Consider the following 26,975-nt stretch of genomic DNA (forward strand, 5'->3'; position numbering starts at 1 on the left):
TTTTAAAATGATTTACAAAATTATTCTCTTATTTTTTTCTTATTTATACCATGATGATAAGAGTACGACATTCTATTGATGCCAAATATAAGAAATATGTATAATTTTAACTATCCTTCTTATAAAATTGAGGTATAATAATCCTATTAAACGCTTATATATAAATATAAAAGATTTTTTTTAATGACCAATGGATGTTGCCTCATTATAATTATAGTAATAATTTATTAAATAAGGAGATTTAAAGTATGATAAACGAGCAAACCCTTTCTACTAATATTGAACCAATACTAGTTACTCCCTTCCCTTCTTTTATACTTCTACCAAATGGAACAATTGTTAAAGGAAATTTTCATCATTTTGACTACTCAGAAGCCGAGACTAAAGAACTAAAAGAAAACCCTGTTTACAACACTCTTTTTTCAGAAATAAGTAACGAGACAGTGGAGTCCATCTTAACAAGTACTGTAGCTTTATGCTTACACAATGTTCCAATATTGATGAAGGGTGAGGCTTCCAAAATATGTACAGTTTATACAAAACCTATCCTCTTCGAAAATAAGGAAGCTATTTTCATTTTATGTGTTCCTAATGAAGAAATGCGTTTAGTAGATGACGAACTGCAACATTTAATCGATTTAAAGAGTGGTATTCAGCAATCCTTTATGACTGTGACACTCGATCAGGATGGTTTTATCATACAAACCAACCAGCAGTTTTTAAAGGCAAGCCATTGGACACCAAAGCGGGTTCTCGGCAAAACGTTTTGGCAGCTATTTCCAAATAATGGCGATTCCGAAAAGGTCGCTTTGGAAATTTGGAAAACAGTACAAAGTGGGCAAATCTGGCAAGGTGATGTAGAAAAGGTGACAAAGGACGACGAACATTATTGGGTTCATTTAACCGCCATTCCTATGCTTGGACCTGCACCAGAGCTAAATCAATATTTCCTTATCGAACGAAACATTACAAAGGAAAAAGCGATTCAGTTCCAGCTCGAAAAAATCGCCTATATTGATACTGAAACAGGGTTAATGAATGTGCACCGCCTTGCACAAGTAATCGATGAAATGATTCAGGAAGATCGTCACTTTTCATTTGTTTACTTAAGCATCGATAAATTCTATACCATTAAAGATCTGCATGATGATTGTGCAGAGAAATCACTTATCATGGAATTCACAAAGCGACTGAAAATGTATTTCCAAGATAGTACAATGGCCCGCATTAACGAAAACGATTTTGTTGTGATAACACCTCTGCCTGAATGGTTTACACAAGGTTTCCTAAGTTATTTACAGCAAAACCCAATATACAATGGAAATGTTGCTGTTCCCCTTTCCGTAAGCGGTGGCATTACTCGCTACCCTGAAGACCAATTGACATTTACACATCTGATGAAGGCATCATTGGCTTCCATTACGTCTGTACGTAATGCTGGTGGTGACCGAATTGTTTCCTTGTCAAAATCTTCACATGTTACATTGAATCGTAACTCAATCATAGAAAAGCGGTTATTACTGGCATTGGATCAGAAAAATTTACATGTTCTTTACCAGCCACAGCTCGATGTAAAAACTGGGAAATTTACAGGAGTGGAAGCTTTAGTTCGCTGGGATGATGAGGAAATTGGTGTTGTCTCTCCTGATGAATTAATTCCAATAGCAGAGGAAACAGGTCTAATTAATAATATCGGTTCATTTATGCTCGAAAAGGCATGTGAGCAAGCCGTTCTTTGGAAAAAGGCTGGTCATAATATTAAAGTAAGTATTAACTCTTCTGTCCGTGAGTTCCGTGACAAAAACATGGCAAAATCAATTTTAGCTACTCTTGAACGTACAGGTTGCCCTGCTAGTTTATTGCAAATCGAAATTACCGAAAAATTTGCTTTGGAAGCAGAAGCTGAAACTAGCATCATTAAACAGATGCGCACGCTTGAGAACGAAGGAATTGTTTTTGCATTAGATGACTTTGGTACGGGCTACGGCTCATTCCGTTATATGCAGCTATTGCCGATTTCCATTTTGAAAATCGATCAAACTTTCATCCGCTCACTGAAGTTTGAAAAAACGCAGCAGCTTGTAAATGGCATGGTTCAGCTTGGCAAATCGATGAATTTAACAGTCGTTGCAGAAGGTGTAGAAACAGAAGAACAAAAAGATTTCCTAACAAATATTGGCTGCGATATTTTACAAGGATACTTTATTAGTAAACCAAGCTCTTCTAATGGCATTTCATCTTTACTTGTATAGCAATAATAAAGAAGCTCGTAAGGCTACTGTAAAACAGTGCCTTACGAGCTTCTTTTTTTCGATTTCATAAAGGATTGCATTGAAGTCTTCCCCTGGCTCAATAGTCGGAAAATAATTTGCATAAATACTTCTGCGAAAACAAGTCCCATCGCGATGGCTCCAGAGATCATAAATGCCCGCATCCCATTTTGCAGACCCATAATATAATCGAGTTCCATAACGTTTCGCATTGTATTGTAGGCTATTCCACCAGGCACAAGCGGAATAATTCCTGAAACACTAAAAATAATCATGGGCATTCTAAATTTGCGCGCAAAGAAATACGCTACTAATGACACAACAAATGCCCCTAAAAACGAGGCTTGTACCTCATCGACTCCGATTTCAATCATGACGTAATAGATTGCCCAACCAACTGCACCGACAAAGCCACATGCTGGAATTGTTTTTGTAGGCGCATTAAAAATGACACCAAAGCACGCTGTTGCAACGAAACTAATAACGATTTGAATAAGAACACTATCCAACATCCAGCTTTCCTCCTATTCCAATATTGCAAAGTTTACTGACAGTCAAAGTTTTAGAAGGACAGAACAAGTGCAATTCCTGAGCCAATCGCAAACGCTGTTAAAAAAGCTTCGGCTCCCTTTGCCATCCCTGCTGTAAAATGCCCAGCCATCATATCTCGTACCGCATTTGTAATGAGCAAACCAGGAACAAGTGGCATAACTGAGCCAATAATAATTTTATCGATTTCTGTACCATATCCATAATAGACTGCAAAAGATGCCACAACACCAATAGCCACCGCAGCAAGAAATTCCGAGAAAAATTTTACGCGCGTCATATTATGAATGATGGTAACGATATATAAACCTAACCCTCCTGCAATAAAAGCAGCTGGAATGTCACTTACAGTCCCCTTAAACAGCAGTAAAAAGGCACCGCTCGCTATACTCGCAGCAAGGACCTGAATGGCTATTGGAAGGAAATAATTCGTTTTTTCTATTTTCTTCAATTCTTCATATGCTTGTTCAATTGATATAAGGTGGGATGTAAGCTTACGCGAAACATTATTGACAAGAGCAATTCGGTGTAAGTCCGTAATTCTTGTTGGAATCGATGTAATTCGAGTAGGTTGCGTTTTACCAAGAGAAAAAATAATTCCTGTTGGCGTTACGTAGCTTTGTGCATCCATCATGTTTTGAGAACGGGCCATACGTAGCATCGTGTCTTCCACTCGATACGTTTCCGCACCACTTTCAATCATGATACGGCCTGCAAGTAAAAAGCAGTCTATTGCCATTTCAGTATGTTCATTATCCATACGATGGACCTCCTTCCACTTCTTAGCTCATATTACTTGAAGCACCATTAAAATAACAGCCTTTTTTCATACAATATATGCTACTATGATAGTGTATTTTCTAAAATGATTAATAAATTTAATATATTTTTTATAGCTTTACTTAGATGTCTATTTTTAATAGAAAGGAACCGAAGTACATCATGTCAAACCCTTACAGAAAACGCCGCGGTCCTTGGATTGATTTAACCCTTATTAGCTCTATCATTATACTGGGAGCTATTACTGTCTATTTAACAGTTTTGAGTGATAACCCACTTTTCCCGAGTAGTGAGGAGACATCTGCAAAAGAGCACGATTCTACTACAAGCGTAGAGCCATCAACTTTTCCTGGTGTAAAGATTGTCACAGACATTTCGAATGATGATAAGATCCCTTTCGTAATTCAATATCCACTTACAGAATACAAAACGTTCAATCAAGCGGTCACTACGTATATCGAAGAATCGAAAGAATATTACATAAGCATGATGCGTCTACAGCAAAATGAAAAACAATTATCCGGCGAACTAAATATTAGCCTTGATACTTTTGAGTATGACCATTACTACTCCTTCGTATTAACAAATAAGACAATTTTAAATGCAGTAGAGCAACAGACAACAATCACAACATTTTTAATTGACAATGAAACCGGTGAATTATTCGATATTCGTACACTCCTGAATGAAGATCTAAAAAGTTTAGAAACCTTTGCTGCACATGTTCAATCTGAAATGGTAAAGAACACAACCTATAAAGATTATATTAAGGAAAAAGAGCTTGCTTCTGCGACTCAACCGAAATGGCGATTATTTAAGCGCTTTGCATTAAAGGGAGATTCCCTCATTATTTACTTTAATGAAGGAGAAGTGACAGAACTTGAAGCAGGAATGCCAACAGTGGAAATGTCTCTATCATTCATTAACCCACTTTTAGCCTCAGATTTCCAAATTGAGATGCAGGCAGAGGAAACAATTATTCCGAAAAATGATAAGAACCCTTCAAAAAAACGAATTGCCCTTACGTTTGATGATGGACCACACCCAGAAGTAACGAAACAGATTTTAGAACTCTTAGAAAAATATGATGCAAAGGCAACTTTCTTCATGCTTGGCAGCCGTGTTCAATATTATCCTGGATTGGTACGTAAAGTGCGTCAAGCTGGTCATGAAATTGGTAACCATTCGTGGACACACGGTGTTTTAACGAAAATGTCTCCATCGGAAATTCAAAAAGAGTATGAATCTACAGAACAGGCCATTAAAAGTGCGATTAGTGAAAACTCAACTGTATTCCGTCCGCCATATGGAGCGGTTAATGATGAAGTACGTAAGCTTATCCCATGTAAAACGGTTAACTGGACAATTGATACCCTCGATTGGAAACACCGTGACTCAGAAAAACTTCTGCCAATGCTAAAAGATGGATTACATAACAATGCGATTGTATTAATGCATGATATCCACCAATCAACTGCAGACGGATTGGAGCCAGTACTCGCTTATTTACAAGATGAGGGCTACGAGTTTTTAACTGTTACTGAAATTTTGAAGTATCACTAGAATATGACGAAAGGGCCTGGGACAAAACGAAAACTATCTATTTTTTAAAAGAAAAAATAGATAGTTTTCTGCTTCTACCAGAATTAATTTCCGTTACGGGGACGCTTTCCGGGGGCACGGCCTGAGCCTGTAGTCTCAGGCGTCGTGCTGTTCCCCCAGGAGTCGCCCCTTCACTTCAATCAATTCATATAATATCAATTTCTTAATAAGAGTATTTCCCTTTTACAAAGAAATTTCTACTTATGTCCCAGCCTCTTTTTTATTGAAATGCCTTTACTACAATACCTTGCTGCTCCAATTTCGTACGGGTCAGCTGGGCAAATTGTACGGCATGCTCCCCGTCCCCATGCACACAAATACTATGTGCTTGAAGTGGGAATTTCGTATTCTGAACGGAAGTGACTGTTCCTTCCTTTATCATCTCTATTATTTGGGCGACAGCCCTTTTTTCGTCTGTAATATGAGCATTCGATTCGTTGCGCTTTGTAAGCGTGCCATCTTGCTGATACGTCCGATCCGCAAATACTTCGTGCACAGTTTTCAGGCCAATTTTTTCTCCTGCATTCGTTAATTCACTTGAGGCTAATCCATATAAAATTAACTTAGGCGAAATATCATATACCGCTTGTGCAATGGCTTTTGCTATATCTTCTTGTACCGCCGCCATATTATAAAGCGCTCCATGAGGTTTAACATGTTGCATTTTTACGTTTGTAGTTGTTAAAAATCCTTGCAGTGCACCGATTTGGTATACAACGATGTCATACGCCTCTTGAGGAGAAATCTTCATCTCCCTGCGCCCGAAGCCGTTTAAATCAGGTAGTCCCGGATGTGCACCGATTTGCACATTGTTTTTTACCGCCAGCTCCACCGTTTCGCGCATGACAGTTGGATCTCCTGCGTGAAATCCGCATGCGATATTGGCTGACGTTATATAACGTAGTATTTCCTCTTGTTCTCCCAACTTATATCTTCCAAAGCTCTCGCCTAAATCACAATTTATATCAATCGTATACATAGCCTCTCCCCCAACAACTATCAGAATGTTATGCTATTATCATGCCATACATAATCATTCATTCCAATAATGAGGTGAAAATACATGCCGGTTCTGCAATTTAGGCAATTAAGCGACAATGCTCTATTTGTTCAATTTAGTACGACGATTAATGAACAAGCACACCATCAAATTCATCAAGCTATGATAACTATCCAACAGCACCCTTTTCCCGGTTTTATCGAGCTTGTGCCGAGCTATACGAATCTTTGTATTTATTACGATCCGTTTATAGTTAGAAAATATTTACAACCCAACTTATTAAAAACGAGTTCAACAAAAGTACAAAACTATATTGAAAACTTACTTACTAATCAAGACATTTCATCTCAAGAAATGGGCCGGCTAATAGATATTCCAGTTATTTACGGTGGTGAATATGGTCCTGACTTAAACGATGTTGCACATGTTAATGGATTAACACCGGAACAAGTGATAGATATACATACCGCTAAACAGTATCTCGTCTATATGCTAGGCTTTGCACCTGGGTTCCCGTTTTTGGGCGGGATGGATAAACAAATCGCAACACCTCGTCATTCCACTCCAAGATTACAAATCGCGGCCGGTTCAGTAGGGATTGCCGGAGAACAAACAGGCATTTATCCGCTTGCAACACCAGGCGGTTGGCAAATTATCGGTCGAACGATGACGCCATTATTTTTACCTGACAAAAACCCTCCTACATTATTACGAGCAGGTGACCGTGTTCGATTTGTTGCCGTAAAGGAGGTCACTTCATGCTAAAAGTTATAAAACCAGGAATTTTTTCTACAATTCAAGATGGAAGGCGAACTGGCCATCAACAATATGGGATCATTACAAGTGGCGTAATGGATTCAGTTGCCTACCGGATCGGCAATGCGCTGTTAAAGCAATCCGATAAAGCCGCCATTGAAATGACATTAAATGGCGGGTCATTCGAATTTAAAAAAACTACAGCATTTGTTTTGACAGGTGGAATGATGCACGCAACACTTAATAATCAGCTAGTTCCCATGTATAAAGTCATTTCCGCTAAAGCAGGTGACATATTAACGTGTGAGACTATAATAAATGGTGCAAGAAGCTATTTCTGTATTGCAGGTGGATTTTTAGTGGATGAAATACTCGGTAGTCGAAGCACCTATTTAAAAGCGAAGTTTGGCGGTTATAAAGGACGAGCACTGCAACCGGGCGATGAGATTCCTTATGAGGAAACGCGAATAAAATATGCTGCATATCAAGTAAATACAAAGACCTTCTACGAAAAAGCACCTATTCGTATACTACCAGGAACCGAGTGGCAGCAATTTAGCCGTGGTATGCAAACTAGCTTTATTAATCAATCTTATACAATTTCGAATAAATCCGACCGTATGGGCTATCAATTAGACTCCCACAAGTCCATATTTCTTGAAAAACCGCTTCAATTACTTTCCGAAGCCGTCACATTCGGTACGATCCAATTACCTCCAAGTGGACACCCGATTCTATTAATGGCAGATCGGCAAACAACAGGAGGCTACCCGAAAATTGCACAAGTAATTACCGCTGATTTACATCGTTTAGCGCAGCTTGCTCCCCAACAGACACTACTTTTCCAGCTTGTATCACTCGAACAGGCCGAAGAAGCTTATTTTGAACTGGAACAGCAATTACGCTTGCTCGAAGCCGTTCTGAAATAGAAAAAACCTCGTAAAAGAAGAGCCCTACTTTTACGAGGTGGAATTTTCCCTATAATTCTTGTCTTAAAGCCTGCATTACTTCGATTTTCGTTGCTTTTCGTGCTGGTCTTAATCCTGATATCATCGCAACACCGATACTAATTGTTGCAGCAATCACTACTAACTGCCATGGAATAGCAGAAAATTGGATATTGCCAAAGTTTTCTTCACCTGTTGCTGCCTCTAAAACAATCGGCAGTAAAAGATTAGATGCAAAGCTTACTAGGTAGGAAATCGCAATGGCTATGACTGTTCCGATAACACCTATAAATGTACTTTCCATTAAAAATAGTCGCTGAATCAATTTTGGACTCGCTCCAATTGCCTTTAGTACACCAATTTCCCTTGTACGCTCTGTTACCGCCATTGTCATTGTATTGAATATACCGATTGATGCAATTAGTACTGCAATCGTCCCAACAAATACCAGACCTGCCTTTAACACTAAGAAAAAGACATTTAAGTCCTCAAGCTGTTCGGTAACCGAGTATACACCGTAGCCTTTCCCACGTAAATCTTCCAAGATTGGTTTCACGTATTCTAAGCTTTTTGCATAAATATCATAGCGTTCAAAAAATAATTGGTAATCAGCCGGGTTCTCATCAATTACTTGCTTAAAGCTATTTTCAAGAACTGCACGTTGCTCGTCCATCATATAAATTCTATTTTCAATTGCCCATTCATATGCAGGCTTTGGCATCACACCAACAATCGTATATGTCATACGATCTGAAAGCTTGTTCGGATCATCATACGACCTTATCGCAATTTCAATCTCCTTACCGATTAATGAGCTCTTATAGCCTTCTTCTTCTCCATTATAATAAGTACCCTCTGTTTTAGCCGCTTTTTCTTTTTCCTCAATCAATTTGCGGTCTGCCTCATTCAATAACGTTTGACCGAAATGATAGCCGACAACAATTTCATTTTCATTTTTCGGGTATGTGCCTTCTGCTAACGGCTTTGCTATAGAAGCATAATCAGTGAAATTCGTTAATCGTAAACCAGAAATTGTATCCCGGTCTTCAAAAAAACTTTTCACCTCTGCATCTATTGTCGTTGTTTTTAAAACAGTCTGTACATTTTCTACTGCTTCAATTTCTGCTACTTCCTCTTCCGAAAACTGTGCTTCCCCACCCATAACTTCAATTTTTGTGACGCTTTCACTCGATAAAATTTCTTCCTCCATTGAAGCTTGCAACCCAAATCCGATCGAAGCAAGTACGATTAGAAACGCACAGCCCATTGTAGCGGCAAGCACCGTCATAAATACGCGTAATTTGTTCTTCTTAATATGCTGCATGACAAAGTCTACTTGATCTTTAAATAACACGGTGATTACCCTCCTTTACTAACTTGCCATCATGCATGCGGAAGCGTTTATCAGCAATCATTGCAACTTCCTCGTCATGTGTAATAATAATAAATGTCAAATCAAGTTCTCGATTTAACTGCTGAATAAGCATCAAAATATCTTGCTCCGTTTCCGAATCGAGGCTCCCTGTAGGTTCGTCCGCCAATAATATTGGGGCATTTGTTACAAGTGCCCGTGCTATACTAACACGCTGCTGTTGCCCCCCTGATAATTCATTTGGGTAATGATCCGTTACTTCCGTCAAACCAACCTTCTGCATAATAACTTCAACACGTTTTCTACGCGCTGAAACATTCATCCCTTTTAATTTTAAAGGCAATTCTATATTTTCAAATGCCGTTAAGCTTGGCATCAGTTGAAAGTTTTGAAATATAAAGCCGTAATTTTCTAAACGAAACTTAGCGCTCGCAGCTTCATTAAATGCCGCGATTTCCTGTGCATTAACGACAATCGAACCATGCTCTGGCTTCATAAAACCTGCTAATATTTGCAGTAATGTAGATTTTCCAGAACCACTCTTCCCTACGATTGCTACAATCTCACCGCGCTTTACATCAAAGGATACATCCCTCAGTACGGGTACTGTTTTTTCCTTCCCTTTTTTACCGATTGAAAATGTATGTTGTAAGTTATTCACTTTAATCATCATTGTTCACTCCTTTTCCCATACATTTAGTGTAAACGGTAAATCTTAATATTTAGAAAGGCTAAAAGTGAAGAAATTCTTAAGAAAAAAGATAAGTACAATAAGTTGCGATTTTCCTTTGGCGGGAGCCGCATAGTAGCAGTAAAGGATAAGAAACTTGTCACTTCATTAGTTCTTTCAAATAAAAAACCGCAAGCACATATTCTCCTGTGTGCCTACGGTTAATTTACTGTTAAAACCCTACTGTTTGCTGCTTTTCAAACGTTTTCCCATTGAAACTTGTTACCTTGGATGGAGACACTGTAAACAATTGATCGTCTAAATATAATAATCGTTGTACTACATTATAATAATCTTCATATTGTTCACCTGGACGTGCCTTTTCCATCATGTCAGCTACAAGTTCAATTCCTGAAGCCGTTACTTTATAAATGTGCGCACCCGTTCCTTCATATTTTAATCGGTCTTCCTCTTCTGTCGGTGAGTAAAGTGTTACAGGGAATCCATAATAGTTTTGGCGTGGATCTCTGAATAACGCTTTGTGATCGTGTTGAACAGGAGAATATGTGCCACGTCCTCCAATCACTAACGCTTGTTTTTCTTTCGGATTATTGAAATCTGTTACATCAAACAAGCTCAGTTTCATACCTTTCGTTAAGACAATCGGCTCTTTAGAACCCTCTTCCATTCGAACTTCCGTATCATAGCCAATTCCAAGTAAATGATTTTCATCAATCGGATGCAGGTAATTACTGAATCCTGGAATTTTCAGCTCCCCTAATACTTTTGGAGATTTCGGATTTCCTGTATCGATGACAAACAGCGGATCAGTTTCTCTAAATGTTACTAAATACGCTTTATCACCCATAAAACGAGCAGAGTAAATACGTTCACCCTTTGCTAAATCCTTAACTGCCCCAACCTGCTTCATATTTTTATCTAAAATAAATAAATGATTTTTCGAATTTGCTGCAGTTCCCCAGGCATTGCCTTCTGTCGTGGCAATACGGAAGTGACCATCATGCTCATCCATTGAAAATTGATTTAATATAGAACCTGTTACTTTTCCTTGTGCCTCCATTTTTAAAGCTGTTTTATTTACTGAAATTTTATAGATTGTCGTTTCATTATTTTGTGGTGCTGGCATGATATTGGAGACGGCTGTATCTGCGGTTTCAATTTCCGGCCAGAAACCGTAATGATTCATAGACGCAATATAGATCGCATTTTCGGACATATACATTTGACCGCTGCTTCCTAGAAAGCTCTCTGTTTTCCATTCATTTGACTTCACATTGCTGACATCGATTGCCGAAACGATCAAATAATTCGGCTCATTGCTTTCCGGTAAAAGACGGATTTTATCGATTGGCATAATTGTTTCCTTTTTACCATCATACGTAGACGGACGCAATTCAACATTCGGTGTCTCTTGAAGCAGCCAGTAGTTCGGTGTAAGACTCGACACTACATATAAATAGTTTCCGGATTTGCGAATATTTAATATACCACCATCATGACCTACTTCACGTACTAATGTTGCGTTTTTAGCATCGGTCACATCATAAAACGCTACTGTTGATACGGATTTCCCATCATACGGTTCCTTTTGTGTCTGAACATAAGACGAGTATCCAACTATTAATGTTTTATCATGTATCATTAGATGATTCGGATAAATATCTTTACCAACAGTTATACGCTTCACCACTTTTAAATCTTTCGTATCGACAATTGCTACCTTGTTATCAATAATCGTGTAAATATATCGACCGTCTGTAACCGTAATGTCCCCTTCATCAATACCTTCTACTTGATTATTTGTAGTAGAATGACTCGGACCCCCGCTACTTTTTGCACTATTATCCATCGACATAGCGGATTCCTCTTTTGCCATATCATTTGTTACCATATCGTTAAATCGATTCGACAATGAATTTTCTGCCGCTAAAAATGCGCGAAAATAATCTTTTAAATCTTCTGTTGAAACAATATTTTTCACTTTCTTAACGACTACAAGTGTCACAGACTGTTCCTGCTGCAATTTAGTTTTCTTTGCAAAGGCATCTTTTTTGATTTGAAGTGTGTATTTCCCTAAATTTAACCCATCTACAGATAAAATTTCCCCGTTGCTATTAATCGAAAGTTTAGCCTTTGTAGCCTTCTCGTTTTCATCTAATACAACGATAGAACCATCCGTTAAACTCTCTTTCGTAATTGGTTGCTTCAATGTAATCGAATACGTTTCCCCTTTAAATGAAATACCTGTTGCCTGCACTTCTGTGTTTTTAGTAAAGAAAAAATAGCCAAATACTAAAATTGCGACAAGTGAAGTAATTAATCCCATTCCAAAAAGCTTGCCATTTTTCATAAAAACCCTCCTTTTCCATTCTTTTGTATTTAATTAGACTTGGAAATAACGGAAAGGTTACAGAACAAATAAAAATTTTTACACATATCTTTACAAACAAACAAGCCACCGCTTTGATCAAAATATAATCAAAGCGGTGGCTTGTTTTCTCCAATAGAAAATAACCCTCTTTATTTAAAGGAAGGGCTAAGCTCACTCCATACATCAAATTTATTACCATCCGGATCAAAAAAAGTAAAATTCCGGCCAGCATGTCCTCTGTCTTCAATTTCTCCAACGTTTATTTCACTTTGCTTAAAATCTTTGTGTAATGCTTCTAATGCCTTTATTCCATCGACTTCAAATGTTAACGAAAAACGCTCACTCCCGTAAATATCCAAGAAATTGGAGCTTTGGCCTTCAAGGGACTTTACAAGAAAGATACTTTGATTGGCCAAGTTTAAAATAGCTTTGTCCTCATCTTTGTAGCTTAACTCTGCTTCTAGTTTTTTTACATACCAATCAGCAGCAAGGTCTACATTCGTTACTGGAATATATGTTGTACCTATTCTTAGTAATTTCTCCCTCATTTTGATCTCCTTTCAGCTTTTAAAAGCCTTTATTTACAGACTCCCAATGGATTGCCATCCGGATCATAAAAAGTGAAAAATCTAGTGGATCCTTCCCCTCCAATTGAATTCACCTTTACACCTTTGGTCAGAAGAGTATTATGGGCTTCTTCTATATCTTTAGGAATAAAATTATAGTATTTGCCTACCCCAAACTTGTTCTCCGGGAACTTCATTGGTACATGATTCAAAGTCTTCACCAAACATACTACCGTTTGGGACTCTTCTCCAATTTGCATGACAGCTGCCTCTTCTTCAATGTAAATTATTTCAAATCCCAGTACTTCTTCATACCATTTAGCCGAAATAGCTGGGTCTTTTACAGGGATAAAAACACCTTCCATTCCCTTAAAAATGGGGATAGTCATCTATTCAACTCCTTGTTATGTTCCTAGCGATCTGTATTTAAAATTCATTAATTTCTTTAATCACACTTTTTAATACATCAATTGAAGTAACAGGGTCATTCTCATATTGCAAACCATGATTTACATTAGGGAATAGTGTGGAAACAATGTTCGTATTTTGAACTATTTGCTCATATCTTTCTGCATTGTAATGCTGATCGTTGTCACCGATAAAACATAATCCTCTGTTTTCTGCTTTTACCATTGCCTCAAAAACATCTTCCCTTTTAATAAGCGGAGTTAGCCAAACTGCTTTTGCCTCTTTAAAAATATTTCTTTTTAACTCCGATGACATAGCAATCGTTCCTAAAGATTTGCCGATCAGACAAAAGGATTCATACGATCCATCATTTAAAACATGATCGATAACTACCCTTACATCATGCTTAATCGCATCACTAATTTCATCGATGCTGAAATTATCATAGAATTTGTCATTATAAGAGTAATTGACTTGTAACACATCGGAGGATTTATTTAAAAACACTCCAGTCGAATAATGAAAGAGAGGAGCTTGCGTGCTATATCCAGCTCCAGGAAGCATGATTACTAAATTTTTTGAATCCTCATTGGTGCTTAATAAAGTGTAGGGAATTTTCATTTCCTTATATCCCACTACTGAATCCGTTTTTACTTTAAACATAGAAATGCCTCCTATTCTTCATAAATTTATAAGTCACTTGGTTCACTCGCATTTCTTTCTACATTAACTATCCACGAAATAATAGTAGTGCTATCTCGTACTCCCTTTTTTTCAATCTCCTTTAATAAATTCTGCACGGAATCTTGATGGGATTTGGCGTTATCAAATACCTTCATAATTTCGGTAGCGTTATGGAAATTACCATCAGGGCATTCCGTTAAACCATCTGTTGTAAGAAAAAGATGGTTCTTTCCTTTTCTTAATTCCCTACGCCCCGTACTATAGCATGGTACATCCAGTTCAAAGGTGTTTACTTGTCCTATCCATTCATAGAAATTTCTTTGGTTCAAAAGATATTGATCCATCTTAGCCAATTCGGGGTGAAACAGATGAAGGATACAATCTCCAACTGAAAACCACCAAACATACTTGTCTTTTCTTAAAACGATAAGACACGCAGTTTCCCCTTGGATCTCTCGACAACTCGCTAGAAAAAGTGGATTTTGAAAAATATGTACTATGTATTTGTCCATTTGATTAAAAGAATCTCGTAATGGCATGTTAAAAATAGTCGTTAAATTTTGTTCTTCCTCTGTAATAGTATTTATGACAAGTTCGGCGCTCTCTGCTGAATTATGTGCATCGAGGAGCACTACAAATTCCCAATCCTGTTCTTCATCTGACCAAACTATACAGCCATCCTCGTTTTTATATTGACCTGCCGATGAATTACCTCCAAAACGACCGATTGTTAAGTTGTTGACTTGCTCAATATGTAGTATATCTACAAAATGATTTTCACTCCCCACCCAGCTAAATTTATACAATTGCACCCCCCCTTTATTCTTTTTAGATCCACAATTTTTAAATGGAAACTAATCATGACTAAACTTTTACTAAAACCTATATTTCTTCCTATATATCCCAATTTTTTATAAAAATCAGGAGACTTTTCGCCACATCGAATGCTAGGAATTAAATTTGCAATTCGCTCATTAAGGCGTGTGTATTGTCTTCACTATCTTTAAAGAAAGCCATCCATGTTTCTGTATGTTCCATTTTTGCAACAATGTGTGGCTCGTCGTTAAAGAAAACTCCTTTTCCAATCAATTCTTTATAAGCTTCTTTTATATCTTCTACCTGAAAGTAGATAACAGAACTTGAATTTGCAAATCCCTCTTTTTCAGGGATAGATAGAAGAAGCCTTTGCCCACTGCATTCAAAGAATGCCATACTATCTGTACTAAAAAGTACTGGTAATCCTAATTTATCTTTATAAAACGCAATTGCGTTCTCCATATTTTTTATTGGCACCCCAATCTGCCCAATTTTTTGAATCATATTTGCTTCCATCCTTACTCCCCCTATTCATCAATTTAAGTAATTATAAATTAAACAATCCTTTATCCATTTATTTCGGGATGAAGGCTGCTATAACCTCTTAAAACAAGAAATCTTTATTTAACATGAAAAAATGAATATTCCTTTTCATGGTAAATTAAGCACCAAAAAAAAAGAGGCATCCTCGTTAAAGGATACCTCTTCTTTATTATTACATCATTAAAATTAAAGTTTTACGATGTTTGTAGCTTGTGGGCCACGTTGACCGTCTTCGATTTCAAATTCAACTTTTTGACCTTCGTCTAAAGATTTGAAACCGTCGCCTTGGATTGCTGAGAAGTGAGCGAATACGTCGTTTCCGCCTTCAACTTCGATAAATCCAAAACCTTTTTCTGCGTTAAACCATTTTACTGTACCTTGTGTCATTTAAATGACCTCCATTATTCGTATTAATAAGATCATAATTCCTCAAAAAAGAAAAAAATTCACATATTACAAAAAGTATTAAATAAAACACGAATACTCTTTGTAATAGGTGAATTTATTAATGTATTGTAATCCGTCTTATTAACCATAGTATATAACAAATAATTAGTAATGTCCAGTCCAGTGTTTTTAAAGTGATTATTCTACCCCGTATTACTCTTAACATTTAATGTTCTTTATCAAAAAGAGACCATAACGTGATGGTCTCTTTAGCTATGCACTAGTTTGATTACATACTACCTCTTTAAACTATCAGTAAAATTTTTCATTTCAATTTTTATTAACTTCCCGATCATTCAATGGTTGAACAGGTCGATGATTATCCGGGAAAATGCGCTGGAATGCTTGTATCTGTTCTTTTGACATTTCAATTGGCTGTTCAAAAACGTTCCATTTTACCTCTTCTGTACAAGGAGGTGTCGTTAAGGACCCTGCATAATGGAAAGATATTTGATTTTCAGGCAACAAAGCCTGTAAATCAATTAGATAGTCTTCCGTATCTGCTTCTTCCGTTTTTTCAGCCGGTAATTCATTCCAAAGAGCTGCCATTATTTCATTTTCCTTTCCTTCTTGAATCATCAATCCAAGGACAGCTAGGTTTCCATTCTTATCACTATGTACTAAATGCAGCTCCATCTCATAACTTTGACCATTAAACTGATGCTCACTTGGCGTATGGAAATGGAATTGTAAAAGCTTATATTCATTTCCCTCAACAATCATGCTGTTATTTTCTGTTGTAGCATTAGCCTGTACGGTATGACCGTTGTTTATCAGTGTAAAATTGGTTGGCTCATAGTTAATCTGATTTTCTGTTAATTTTTTATCTACTTTCACTTGGGAAAATTCCAGATTAATCGGTGATTGTTCTTCTCCGTTAACACACGCTAAGTTTTCATCGTTTAGTTCACCCCAGTATTCAGGACCTGTAACATCATCATAAGACCATTCCATTTGTTCAGTACTAGCTTTTTCATCTTCTTTTGGTTCAATAGTTTCTGTAGATTGTTCAGCACACGCTGCAAGAGACAAGTTTAAAAATACAGCTAAAGATAAATATCCGAGTTTTTTCATTAATAAAACCTCCTTTTTTAATACATTATCTAGATTACTAAAAATCTGATGATGAATCGCAGAAATATACTTAAAATTAGAAATTCAGTTAATAAATACTACTACTTTATCCATATAAAGCATCATAAAGAATTTAATATTCAATCATTTTATAATACATTTTGTGCATACACTTAAAGTTTTATTTAAAAAAGGTAAAATAATATTGAAAACACTAAAACATTAAAAGATATGAGGGATTACTATGAACGCATATTTTCTATTGGCAGTTGCCATTGTTAGTGAAGTATTTGGAAGTACAATGCTTAAAGCGTCAAGCGGCTTCAAAAAATTATTCCCTGTCATTGGAATAGCTATTGGTTATGCCATCGCTTTTTATGCTTTATCGTTATCGCTGAAGACACTTCCACTTGGTTTGGCATATGCGATCTGGTCTGGAGTGGGGACAGCTTTAACTGCATTAATAGGAATTATCGTTTTTAAAGAGGGCTGGAACAGCAAAAAGCTTTTAGGGTTAGGGTTAATTATTGGAGGCGTTGTTATTTTAAATATTGGCTAACCTACTATCTTGAAGAAGAGAGGAAAAAAAATATGAAAGCATACTTTTTATTAACAATATCAATAATTTGTGAGGTATTCGCTACAACGATGCTAAAAATATCAGATGGTTTCACACTACCTTTACCTTCAGCTGCAGTAGTTCTAGGTTATGGACTTTCATTCTTTTTCCTTGGATTAACTTTGAAAACTTTACCGTTAAGTTTGGCTTACGCTATTTGGGCTGGAGTAGGAACCTTATTAACGCTCTTTGTAAGTGTAGTATTATGGGATGAAGTTCTAAGTATCCTTAAAGTAACAGGCATATTATTAATTATAGGCGGGGTTGTAGTACTAAATTCTGCAACCAATAACAAAGCGGCAGAACCTACAAACTAAGGTACAGCCGCTTTAAAAGCACATTTATAATATTTTCATATAAACCCCTATTATCACCATCCCTATCATAGTCCAAAGTAAAACTTTAAACGCTGACGATTTGATTAATGCAGGGAATAAAATTTCCGATACAGTAACCATAAAAATGATTCCTAAAGTTAAGCCTATTAAGATCGTGTTGATTGACTGGTGTACAAATCCTAAAAAATCACCAATAAAGATACCTAGTGCAACTGGTATCGATACAATAAAGGTAATTAAAAATACAATAAAAAGATTCATTCGCTTTCCTGCCAAAATCAAGGGGGTAAACAAAATAATACCTTCGGGGATACTATGAAATAACAGTGTTTGCAACAATGCCATTGTAAAATCAGAACTTTGATTTGCCCCTAAAATAATTCCCATTGGTATATTGTGAATCGATAGACTGAATATTAATAATAAACTTGCACGAATATACAAATTATCTTTTTCAATATTTTTTTCACTTTCGTTACTATGTAAAGTATTATGCAATACTGCAAAAATAATGATTCCGATTGTAAACCCTAAAAGCGTACTTGCCCAGCCTCCTAATTCAACTGCTTCCGGAAAAATTTCAAAACTAATTAAGCCAAAGATAATACCTGCACAGATCCCGTAAAAAATATCTACTCTCTGATGCAGTCCTTTGAAAAGCCAAGCTATTAGACCACCAATAAATAAGCCTAAAAAGGTACATAAAAAACCTAATAACCACATGCCGTATTATCACCTTTCCATCAGTATAATAAGTGGTATGGTTTATCAGGGTGATTTATGAAAAATCCTTAAAATAAATACTTATTCATAATAAAAAAGCGAATCCTCTATGGAAACGCTCTTTCAAAAAATAAAAATTATGCAATCAGACTTCGGCATGCTTCTGCACATTTAAAACAAGCCTCTGCACATTTTTGACAGTGTTCATGATGGTGATTTTTACACTCATTACCGCATGCTTCACAAATTTGTGCACATACTTGGGCCAGTTCAGAAATAAATGGCGTTCCTCTACTGATTGCCTGTTCAAAGTAAGCACAAATATCTGCACACTCTCTATCAAGACGAATACAGCCTACCCTCATTTTTACATCTTCTTCTTTTAAACAAGCATCATAACAATGATTGCAAGCAGCCATGCATTCATGAAGTGCCTCTATTACTGACTGATAATGTTCATGTGTCATTTAATTTGCCTCCTTTAACTTATTATTTACTCTGATACCCCTCCATTGCATCCTAAAACATACTCATTAATTTATATCACCTAAATAAGTTGCAGCTCTCTCCCCGTTAAAATAAGAAATCAACTGGGGTCTCATTGCTTGCGGGTATAATTTAAAATTCAGTAATTCCTTAATTGGTATCCATTCTGTACCTGATTGTCCAGTGTCGGGGTTGCTTCCGTTATCAAAGCTATCCTGATGTACACGACATAAAAACATAAATTCCGTTTGCTGCGCATGAGCATGTTTAGCAAAGAATTCATGGTTTTTTCCAATGTATTCACGTACAAAAATCAACTCTCCAATTTCCACTTTGGTACCTATCTCTTCCATGCACTCTCTTTCTAATGCTTGATGCAGATTTTCACCATGTTCTTGACCACCGCCCGGTAATGTATAGTATGTACTATTATTTTCCTGTAATTTTATAGCTAATAACTTTCCGTTCTTTACGATAACTGCTTTTGCTGAATTTCTTATTCTCATTTCATTCTTTCCCCCTTACAAATATTTTTTTAGGCTCTTATTTTCCATCCAAAATTGTGGTTACTACTTCTTTTTACTATATTTAACATTAACAAAAAAAGCGAAAGGTTCATAAACCCTTTCGCTCCACTCTATTATTCAAACGGCCAGCTAGGCAGCATACAGCGCAGTTTTTTATCGTTGCGTTTCCCGAGTACATAATCAGCTTGCATAATTGTATGAATTTCCCGCGTTCCCTCATATATAACAGGAGCTTTTGAATTTCGTAAATAGCGCGCTACTGGATACTCATCGGAATAACCATATGCCCCATGAATTTGTACAGCGTCATCTGCAGCTTTATTTGCAAAATCACATGCTTGCCATTTTGCTAAAGAAGTCTCACGGGTATTGCGAACACCTTTGTTTTTCAGCTCCCCTACACGGTATACAAGAAGTTTACTCATTTCATAGCCCGCTTCCATCTTTGCAAGCATTTGACCGACTAACTGATGCCCACCGATTGGCTTCCCAAAAGTTTCACGTTCCTTACAATACTTCACACTGGCCTCGATACAAGCTTGAATTAGACCAACCGCACCGGCTGCTACGGTAAAACGTCCATTATCAAGGGCGGACATGGCAATTTTAAAGCCTTCCCCTTCTTCACCTAGTAAATTATCGATCGGAATTTTTACATCGTCAAAAAACAGCTCGCCAGTATTGCCTGCCCGGATTCCGTACTTTCCTTTAATCGCCTTTGAGCTAAAGCCAGCCCATTCCCGTTCCACAATAAAAGCGGAAATACCGTGATGCGCCTTTTCCTTGTCTGTATAGGCAAAAACGATGAAGTGATCCGCAATATCACATAACGAAATCCATGTTTTTTGCCCATTCAAAATATAATAGTCTCCGTCTCGTTTGGCAAAGGAGTTCATCGCAGCCACATCAGATCCTGCACCAGGTTCTGTTAAGCCAAATGCACCAATTTTCTCACCCTTTGCCTGAGGTGTTAAGTATTTTTCCTTTTGGGCATCTGTACCCCATTGCATAAGCGTCATGCTGTTGAGACCTGTATGCACAGAAACAGCTGTACGAAAAGCTGTATCCCCACGCTCCAGCTCTTCACATACTATCGCAAGCGAGTTATAATCCATTCCAGCCCCGCCGTATTTTTCGGGAATACAGACTCCCATTAGCCCAATTTCGGCTAGGCGCTTCCATACTTTAGGATCAAATCCACCCTTCATATCCCACTCTGCAATATATGGGATGATTTCAGTGTCGACAAATTGCCGCACTGTTTTACGTAAAAGTGTTTGCTCTTCAGTAAACTCGAAGTTCATAAAATCACTCCTACCATTTAACAATCATTGATGAACGATGTGATGTCTCTCTAATGTCGACACCACGCTTTGCCATTTCCTTAATGAATTCACGACCCGGTACTACTGATTCCGGAGCAATTACACCACGCTCGGTAATCATCCCATTGCCAACCATTTGCGCTACGACTGAAATTGTATTGGCTGTCGCACGTGCCATTGCCGTTACATTTTTCTCTAAATCTTTGCGTACTACCATTTCATACTCGTACGTAATTTGTTCTTCTGACTTTTCCCCTGAAATAATCGCACGCAACAATACAGCGTCCGTTTTCTTGCCTAAATCCAATTTTTTCTTCAATACTTCTTTAGTTACTTCCCGAACATTTACTTCCTGCCCGCTAGCTTCTACTATATTGTTTTTATCTAGGAAACCTAACTCAGCTAGTAATTTGAACTTTTCAGCATGGCCTTTATAGCGGATTGTTTTGTATTCTAATGTTTTTACATCCGGGAAAGTTTTGTATAAAGTCGAAATTCCCCCCGATGTATAAAACGCCTCTAGTACACCAAATTCATCAAAGTAAATCGGCTCAATGCCTGTTAAAGATTCTACCTCGGCTAAAATGCCTTTTTGAATCATTTTAGATGGCTCTGTATAGTGGTCGAATACACCATCCAAAGAAAATACACGAGTATAATGCAGCGGTGGCTTCGGCTCTGTTGGAATGCCACCTACGTATAATTTGATTGAGTCAACCGTATCAAGCTTCGTTGCACCATATCCTGCTAGAATATTTACCATGCCAGGTGCTACTCCTAAATCTGGAATAATTGTTACACCTTTTTCAGCAGCCAAATTATTTAGCTGAAAAATTGATTCAGTAATGCCGCCTATATGACCGCCTAAATCAACCGAATGAACCCCTACATCAATTGCAGCTTTTGCTACGCGTTCATTGAATGTATAGAACAATGCATTAATAACTACATTTCCACGTCCCATTACTTCACGTAAATCTTCATCACAGTCTGCATCTAGCTGTACAACCTCTACTTTTTTTGTATTTAAAGTATCGACGAATTCCTTCGCGTTTTCGATTGATAAATCTGCTAAATATACTGTTTCTACTTCTTTACTATCGACTAAATCGCGTGCAATTTCTTTCCCCATCAAACCAGCACCAAGCACTACTACTTTCATGTAAACATCCCCTTTTTTTGTATGTCAATTATGCCTCGGCACAATTGCGTCCTGTGACATCCTCCGAAAGCTATCTCATTCAGGAACTGCTTGAATGAAGATAAAGTAATCTAAGATAATTCGCACTAGGCGAAAGATCATGCGTTATCGATTTGAGCGCGTTGCAACTTCCCACTGTAATCAACGTAAATGCTCTTCCATTCCGTATAGACATCAAGAGCTGCTTGCCCTGAATCGCGATGTCCATTTCCAGTACCTTTTGTACCTCCAAACGGTAAATGGATTTCAGCTCCTGTTGTCCCAGCATTTACATACACAATACCTGTATCAAGTAATTGCTGTGCTTTGAAGATTTTATTTACATCCTGTGAGAATATTGAGCTTGATAAGCCAAACTTCACATTGTTGTTTACTTCAATTGCTTCTTCTAAACTACTTACTTCAATAATGCTAACGACAGGACCAAATATCTCCTCCTGTGCCAATATACTCGTTGACTCCACATCGGTGAAAATCGTAGGTGCATAATAGTAGCCCCTTGCCAAGTCACCGTCTGTTAATATCTCTCCACCTATAAGTAAGTTTGCACCTTGCTGCTTGCCTATTTGGACATAATGGTTAATTTTTTCGAGTGCTGCCTTATTAATGACTGGCCCTATTTTGATTGTTGGATTCAGTCCGTCTCCAATTGTCAGCTGCTTAGTTGCTTCCACAAGACGTTTCTCCAACTCCTGTTTTACATCTTTATGCACGATAACTCGGCTACATGCTGTACAACGTTGACCGGCCGTGCCAAACGCACTCCATAAAATGCCTTCCAATGCTAAATCTAAGTTTGCATCATCCATCACGATGACTGCATTTTTCCCGCCCATTTCAAGCGATACTTTTTTCAAATGTTTTCCGCCAAGCTCCGCTACTTTGCTACCTGTTGTTGTAGATCCCGTAAAGGAAATAATGCGTATGTCCGGATGCTCAACCATTGCAGTACCGACTGTAGGTCCAGAGCCAAATACTACGTTTACAACGCCTGGCGGTAACCCGACCTCTTCAAAGATTTTAGCTAATTCGTATGCCATAAAAGGCGTTTCGTTTGAAGGCTTCCATACAACTGTATTGCCTGCTATAAGAGCTGGGAAAGCCTTCCATGTTGCAATCGCAATAGGGAAATTCCATGGTGTAATAAGCCCTGCTACCCCAATTGGTGCACGTACACTCATCGCAAATTTATTTGGCAACTCCGAAGGAACAGTTTCACCAAACAAACGTCTCCCTTCCGCTGCCATATATAGCGCCATATCAATACCTTCCTGTACTTCGCCACGTGCTTCTTCGATTACTTTACCCATCTCTTTTGTCAGCGTTTGTGCCAGATGTTCTTTTTTCTCTTTTAATTTAAATGCAATTTCATATAAATAATCGGCACGTTTTGGTGCTGGGACAAGTGCCCACTCTTTTTGTGCCTCTTTCGCTTTTTGTGCAGCTAATTCGACTTGAAATTTTGTCGAAAGTGGTATTGTTCCTAACTGTTCACCATTTGCAGGATTTATCACAGACATTGTTTGCAATGAAGTATCTTCCATCCATTCTCCACCAATAAAATTTAACAGTTTCATTACCCCACCTCACAAATTCTAGTTTTCTCTTATATCATTCGACATTTTCTACTTTATCCCCTTTTTTTCTACGCAATAATATACATAAAATTCTGACAAATACCGAGTAAATTGAGGGGAAATAAGGAAATACTCAATCCCGGTAAATATTAATTTGCTTAAATATTTGCCAAATATATTTCCGTTACTTTGAAACTTTTGAAATTTATAAGCGTATGTATGTTGTATATAAATTTTGTTTATTAAGGGGATATGTATATGAAAAACCACGAAATTGATTATGTATTACATGGAGACGACATGCAGTTTGTAGAAGTAGAGCTCGACCCTCAGGAAACGGTTGTGGCTGAAGCAGGAAGTTTAATGATGATGGAAGATCAGATTCAAATGGAAACTGTATTTGGTGATGGATCTGCAAACCAAGGTTCTGGTCTGATGGGGAAATTACTAGGTGCAGGAAAACGATTAATTACAGGCGAAAGTTTGTTCATGACGATGTTTACGAACAATGGCTCCGGTAAACGTAAAGTTTATTTCGCCTCACCATATCCAGGTAAAATTATTCCTATGGATTTAAGCCAATTAGACGGCAAAATTATTTGTCAAAAGGATGCATTTTTAGCTGCAGCAAAAGGTGTTTCAGTAGGCGTAGAATTTCAGCGGAAATTAGGAACTGGATTCTTCGGTGGAGAAGGCTTCATCATGCAGAAACTTGAAGGAGATGGGATGGCTTTCGTCCATGCGGGCGGAACGATTTATGAACGCAAACTTCAGCCAGGCGAAACATTGCGTATTGATACAGGGTGTTTAGTTGCGATGACACAAGACGTCCGTTACGATATCGAAATGGTACGCGGTATTAAAACAGCGCTTTTCGGTGGAGAAGGTTTATTCTTCGCCACACTATCTGGACCAGGAACAGTCTGGGTGCAGTCATTGCCATTTAGCCGTTTAGCTAGCCGCGTGTTCGCAGCTGCACCGGTTTCTCAAGGCGGTGGCGGTAAAGATGCTGGTGAAGGCGGCATCGGCGGATTATTTGATATGTTTAATAAATAGCTTAAACAAGGCATGTTCTGAACCCTCTTTCAGAATATGCCTCATTTTGATTTAAAATGTTTGCATCGTTTCTTCTCATTTACTCATTTCAAAATATCCCACTGGCGAATGGCTTCCTTTACTTCCGATTTTACATTGCTTAAATCGGCTATAATCGCCATTACAATTCGACAAAAAGACGCCAAATTACTACAAATATTTGACGTCTACGATTTCACTATATAGATAGAATAAAAATTAAAATTAAAGCCAATACAATTCGATATACTGCAAAGGGTGTGAGCTTTACCTTGGAAATCAGCTTCAGGAAGAACTTTATCGAAATAAGGGCAAATATAAATGCGCTTATAAAGCCTACTGCATAAAAAGAAAAGTGATCGGCATTAATTTGGTCCCAGTTTTTCACAAGTGACAAACCGCTCGCCCCTGCCATTATCGGTACCGCCATAATGAATGTAAAATCTGCAGCTGTTTTATGATCTAGTCCAAGTAAAACGCCTCCTGAAATAGTCGATCCCGAACGCGAAAACCCTGGCCAAAGCGACAAACATTGAATAACCCCAATTTTGAAGGCTTTACTGTAAGATATATTGTCTAAAGAAGTAATTGAAGGTTTTCTAGGTCCAAATTTATCAGCAATAATCATAAATACAGCTCCGATTATCAGCCCAATAATTACTGTTTTAATGCTGAATAAGTTTTCGTCTATAAAATCTTCAAATAATAGACCAAAAACTCCTGCTGGAATAATACCGATCAGCACATGCCCTAAATTAAACCGGGTCGATTGCTGCCCTTCCATTTTATATAGTCCGACTAAGCTCAATAACCGTTTCCACATTACAAAAACGACTGCCAATATTGATCCTAGCTGTATAACTATTTTAAAAGTATTGGCAGACCCCGAACCTAAAAACTCCTTCGTCTGCAGCCACATATCATCAACAATAATCATATGTCCTGTTGAAGAAACTGGTGCAAACTCGGTCATCCCTTCCACAAATCCTAAGATTAAAGCTTTTAATAGCTCTATCCATTCCATATACTTGCTCCTTTTGCAAACGTTATTCGCTAAATTTCACATCAATTACCCAGAGTTCGGATTGACTGCCTAAACGTGTAGGAGGTCCCCAGAAGCCAAAGCCGCTTGAGACAAGCGCATGCATTTGTTCCTTTTGACGATGGCCATAATCCAATTCAAAGATTCGTTCTGTTATGAAATGATTTGGCCACATCTGTCCTCGATGGGTATGTCCAGATACGTGAAAATCTACACCTAAATTAGCCGGCTCATCCAAATCCATTGGCGTATGATTCATAACAAACCAAGGAAGTTCCTGATTTTCTGGCTGTAGCTCATTTAATGCCAACCTTTTCTTATTTGTTAAATCTTCACGTCCTGTTAAATAAAAACGATTATCCACTAAAATTGTTTCATCCATTAAAATACGAACATTCGATTCAGTCATTGCTTGTTTAAATTCAGGAATTTCATTGCCATAATACTCATGATTTCCCGGTACTCCATAAACACCATATGTTGCCTGAAGGTTTTTCATCACTTCCCCCATGCCTTTATTAATAAAGCGCTGAGGACTGTCATCAACAAGATCTCCCGGTAATAGCACTAAGTCCGGTTTTTGTTCGTTGGAGAGCTTAACAAACTTTTCTAAATGCCCTGTCCCGGATAACAGACCGAGGTGGAAATCTGATGCCATAACAATACGCATATCTTCTCCAGGCTTATTTATCTCGATAGTAGCATTCCGTACTACTGGAGAGTATGCAAAATATGTACCCGCAATTAATAAAATGACTAGTAAACCAACAACACCTGTTCCAACCATTTTCGTCGAAAGCGGTGAAAACTTAATTATCAGATTAGCTATAATACAGAGAATCAGCCCATACTGCAAAAAGAACATCCAATAACTACCTAGTACTGTTAAAGGCGTCAGTAATGGGTGGAGCTTTCCTATAAAATAACCATAGGAAATGAGAAATAAAAATGTCCAATAAACAATTGGCCAGCGGAATTGCTGAATGGACAGTAGCCATGCCCTTAAATTCCAGCCGAGATAAAACGTAATGCCACTATATATTGCTATCGCCAAGATGCCGAATAATATTCGCATTATACTTAAACCCCTCACATATTTAATGTTGCTATTTTACTACATTTCAACATTTTGACGTTAATAAAGAAGATTATTTGTAAAAAATTTATTTCAGATCATGCTTATTTCT

28 protein-coding genes are annotated in these 26,975 nt (G+C 37.6%); 7 read left to right on the forward strand and 21 right to left on the reverse strand.

What is annotated here, in order from left to right:
* Positions 1 to 248 precede the first annotated feature (248 nt).
* The gene (locus tag H9635_RS15485) at positions 249 to 2,252 is read left to right on the forward strand and encodes a sensor domain-containing protein (protein ID WP_191701214.1); all 2,004 of its coding nucleotides are present in this window, start codon (positions 249 to 251) and stop codon (positions 2,250 to 2,252) included.
* A 41-nt stretch (positions 2,253 to 2,293) separates the two neighbouring features.
* On the opposite strand, the gene H9635_RS15490 is transcribed toward H9635_RS15485, so the two are convergent.
* Both H9635_RS15490 and H9635_RS15495 read right to left on the reverse strand, forming a co-directional pair.
* Positions 2,294 to 2,782: a threonine/serine exporter family protein gene (locus H9635_RS15490; protein ID WP_191701215.1), complete on the reverse strand. Its 489-nt coding sequence runs from the start codon at positions 2,780 to 2,782 to the stop codon at positions 2,294 to 2,296.
* 50 nt (positions 2,783 to 2,832) lie between these two features.
* Positions 2,833 to 3,579, reverse strand: a complete 747-nt coding sequence (locus H9635_RS15495) for a threonine/serine exporter family protein (RefSeq protein ID WP_191701216.1) — start codon at positions 3,577 to 3,579, stop codon at positions 2,833 to 2,835.
* A 182-nt stretch (positions 3,580 to 3,761) separates the two neighbouring features.
* On the opposite strand from H9635_RS15495, the gene H9635_RS15500 reads away from it, so the two are divergent.
* Positions 3,762 to 5,162: a polysaccharide deacetylase family protein gene (locus H9635_RS15500; RefSeq protein WP_191701217.1), complete on the forward strand. Its 1,401-nt coding sequence runs from the start codon at positions 3,762 to 3,764 to the stop codon at positions 5,160 to 5,162.
* A 259-nt stretch (positions 5,163 to 5,421) separates the two neighbouring features.
* Here the strand turns inward: H9635_RS15500 and H9635_RS15505 are convergent, their stop codons facing one another.
* Complete coding sequence (locus H9635_RS15505; RefSeq protein WP_191701218.1) at positions 5,422 to 6,180, reverse strand: LamB/YcsF family protein; 759 nt, start codon at positions 6,178 to 6,180, stop codon at positions 5,422 to 5,424.
* Between the two features lie 84 nt (positions 6,181 to 6,264).
* Here H9635_RS15505 and pxpB point away from each other — a divergent pair, with 84 nt between their 5' ends.
* Positions 6,265 to 6,966 (forward strand): 5-oxoprolinase subunit PxpB, encoded by a 702-nt coding sequence (pxpB, locus tag H9635_RS15510; RefSeq protein WP_191701219.1) that lies wholly within the window; start codon positions 6,265 to 6,267, stop codon positions 6,964 to 6,966.
* The gene (locus H9635_RS15515; RefSeq protein WP_191701220.1) at positions 6,960 to 7,886 is read left to right on the forward strand and encodes a 5-oxoprolinase subunit C family protein; all 927 of its coding nucleotides are present in this window, start codon (positions 6,960 to 6,962) and stop codon (positions 7,884 to 7,886) included. Before pxpB ends, H9635_RS15515 begins: the two co-directional genes overlap by 7 nt.
* Positions 7,887 to 7,935: 49 nt before the next feature.
* Here the strand turns inward: H9635_RS15515 and H9635_RS15520 are convergent, their stop codons facing one another.
* The 10 genes from H9635_RS15520 to H9635_RS15565 all read right to left on the reverse strand — a co-directional run bounded on the left by H9635_RS15520 (position 7,936) and on the right by H9635_RS15565 (position 16,876).
* Positions 7,936 to 9,258 carry an ABC transporter permease gene (locus H9635_RS15520; RefSeq protein ID WP_191701221.1) on the reverse strand — a complete coding sequence of 441 codons (1,323 nt, stop codon included), beginning with the start codon at positions 9,256 to 9,258 and terminating at the stop codon, positions 7,936 to 7,938.
* The gene (locus H9635_RS15525) at positions 9,248 to 9,946 is read right to left on the reverse strand and encodes an ABC transporter ATP-binding protein (protein ID WP_191701222.1); all 699 of its coding nucleotides are present in this window, start codon (positions 9,944 to 9,946) and stop codon (positions 9,248 to 9,250) included. Before H9635_RS15525 ends, H9635_RS15520 begins: the two co-directional genes overlap by 11 nt.
* Before the next feature lie 232 nt (positions 9,947 to 10,178).
* Positions 10,179 to 12,317 (reverse strand): beta-propeller domain-containing protein, encoded by a 2,139-nt coding sequence (locus tag H9635_RS15530; RefSeq protein ID WP_191701223.1) that lies wholly within the window; start codon positions 12,315 to 12,317, stop codon positions 10,179 to 10,181.
* A 170-nt stretch (positions 12,318 to 12,487) separates the two neighbouring features.
* On the reverse strand, positions 12,488 to 12,886 hold the full coding sequence (locus tag H9635_RS15535) for a VOC family protein (protein ID WP_191701224.1): 399 nt from the start codon (positions 12,884 to 12,886) through the stop codon (positions 12,488 to 12,490).
* 29 nt (positions 12,887 to 12,915) lie between these two features.
* Positions 12,916 to 13,293, reverse strand: a complete 378-nt coding sequence (locus tag H9635_RS15540; RefSeq protein WP_191701225.1) for a VOC family protein — start codon at positions 13,291 to 13,293, stop codon at positions 12,916 to 12,918.
* A gap of 37 nt (positions 13,294 to 13,330) precedes the next feature.
* On the reverse strand, positions 13,331 to 13,975 hold the full coding sequence (locus H9635_RS15545; protein WP_191701226.1) for an alpha/beta hydrolase: 645 nt from the start codon (positions 13,973 to 13,975) through the stop codon (positions 13,331 to 13,333).
* A 26-nt stretch (positions 13,976 to 14,001) separates the two neighbouring features.
* On the reverse strand, positions 14,002 to 14,802 hold the full coding sequence (locus H9635_RS15550; RefSeq protein WP_191701227.1) for a protein phosphatase 2C domain-containing protein: 801 nt from the start codon (positions 14,800 to 14,802) through the stop codon (positions 14,002 to 14,004).
* A 148-nt stretch (positions 14,803 to 14,950) separates the two neighbouring features.
* A complete protein-coding gene (locus H9635_RS15555; RefSeq protein ID WP_191701228.1) occupies positions 14,951 to 15,328 on the reverse strand; it encodes a VOC family protein in 378 nt (125 codons plus the stop codon).
* Positions 15,329 to 15,541: 213 nt separating this feature from the next.
* On the reverse strand, positions 15,542 to 15,742 hold the full coding sequence (locus tag H9635_RS15560) for a cold-shock protein (RefSeq protein ID WP_191701229.1): 201 nt from the start codon (positions 15,740 to 15,742) through the stop codon (positions 15,542 to 15,544).
* A gap of 330 nt (positions 15,743 to 16,072) precedes the next feature.
* Positions 16,073 to 16,876, reverse strand: a complete 804-nt coding sequence (locus H9635_RS15565; protein ID WP_191701230.1) for a carbonic anhydrase — start codon at positions 16,874 to 16,876, stop codon at positions 16,073 to 16,075.
* A gap of 244 nt (positions 16,877 to 17,120) precedes the next feature.
* Here H9635_RS15565 and H9635_RS15570 point away from each other — a divergent pair, with 244 nt between their 5' ends.
* Together H9635_RS15570 and H9635_RS15575 are read left to right on the forward strand one after the other, a co-directional pair.
* Complete coding sequence (locus H9635_RS15570; protein ID WP_191701231.1) at positions 17,121 to 17,435, forward strand: DMT family transporter; 315 nt, start codon at positions 17,121 to 17,123, stop codon at positions 17,433 to 17,435.
* Positions 17,436 to 17,467: 32 nt separating this feature from the next.
* Positions 17,468 to 17,812, forward strand: coding sequence for a DMT family transporter (locus H9635_RS15575; protein WP_191701232.1), 345 nt, complete (start codon positions 17,468 to 17,470; stop codon positions 17,810 to 17,812).
* A 24-nt stretch (positions 17,813 to 17,836) separates the two neighbouring features.
* Here H9635_RS15575 and H9635_RS15580 read toward each other — a convergent pair whose 3' ends face one another.
* From H9635_RS15580 to H9635_RS15605, 6 genes are all read right to left on the reverse strand, one after another.
* Positions 17,837 to 18,556, reverse strand: a complete 720-nt coding sequence (locus tag H9635_RS15580) for a ZIP family metal transporter (protein WP_191701233.1) — start codon at positions 18,554 to 18,556, stop codon at positions 17,837 to 17,839.
* Positions 18,557 to 18,693: 137 nt separating this feature from the next.
* Positions 18,694 to 19,023 (reverse strand): four-helix bundle copper-binding protein, encoded by a 330-nt coding sequence (locus H9635_RS15585; RefSeq protein WP_191701234.1) that lies wholly within the window; start codon positions 19,021 to 19,023, stop codon positions 18,694 to 18,696.
* 66 nt (positions 19,024 to 19,089) lie between these two features.
* A complete protein-coding gene (locus tag H9635_RS15590; protein ID WP_191701235.1) occupies positions 19,090 to 19,548 on the reverse strand; it encodes an NUDIX domain-containing protein in 459 nt (152 codons plus the stop codon).
* 134 nt (positions 19,549 to 19,682) lie between these two features.
* Complete coding sequence (locus H9635_RS15595; RefSeq protein ID WP_191701236.1) at positions 19,683 to 20,873, reverse strand: acyl-CoA dehydrogenase family protein; 1,191 nt, start codon at positions 20,871 to 20,873, stop codon at positions 19,683 to 19,685.
* A gap of 10 nt (positions 20,874 to 20,883) precedes the next feature.
* Entirely contained in the window at positions 20,884 to 22,056 is a 1,173-nt protein-coding gene (locus tag H9635_RS15600) for a saccharopine dehydrogenase family protein (protein ID WP_191701237.1), read from the reverse strand.
* Positions 22,057 to 22,193: 137 nt separating this feature from the next.
* Positions 22,194 to 23,672 (reverse strand): aldehyde dehydrogenase family protein, encoded by a 1,479-nt coding sequence (locus tag H9635_RS15605; protein WP_191701238.1) that lies wholly within the window; start codon positions 23,670 to 23,672, stop codon positions 22,194 to 22,196.
* A gap of 258 nt (positions 23,673 to 23,930) precedes the next feature.
* On the opposite strand from H9635_RS15605, the gene H9635_RS15610 reads away from it, so the two are divergent.
* The gene (locus H9635_RS15610) at positions 23,931 to 24,728 is read left to right on the forward strand and encodes a TIGR00266 family protein (protein WP_191701239.1); all 798 of its coding nucleotides are present in this window, start codon (positions 23,931 to 23,933) and stop codon (positions 24,726 to 24,728) included.
* Between the two features lie 217 nt (positions 24,729 to 24,945).
* Here the strand turns inward: H9635_RS15610 and H9635_RS15615 are convergent, their stop codons facing one another.
* Positions 24,946 to 25,770 carry an undecaprenyl-diphosphate phosphatase gene (locus tag H9635_RS15615; RefSeq protein ID WP_191701240.1) on the reverse strand — a complete coding sequence of 275 codons (825 nt, stop codon included), beginning with the start codon at positions 25,768 to 25,770 and terminating at the stop codon, positions 24,946 to 24,948.
* A gap of 22 nt (positions 25,771 to 25,792) precedes the next feature.
* A complete protein-coding gene (locus H9635_RS15620) occupies positions 25,793 to 26,863 on the reverse strand; it encodes a metallophosphoesterase (protein WP_191701241.1) in 1,071 nt (356 codons plus the stop codon).
* Positions 26,864 to 26,975 lie beyond the last annotated feature (112 nt).

Origin of the sequence: Solibacillus faecavium, from assembly GCF_014836905.1 — a bacterium.
Classification (GTDB): Bacteria; Bacillota; Bacilli; order Bacillales_A; family Planococcaceae; genus Solibacillus; species Solibacillus faecavium.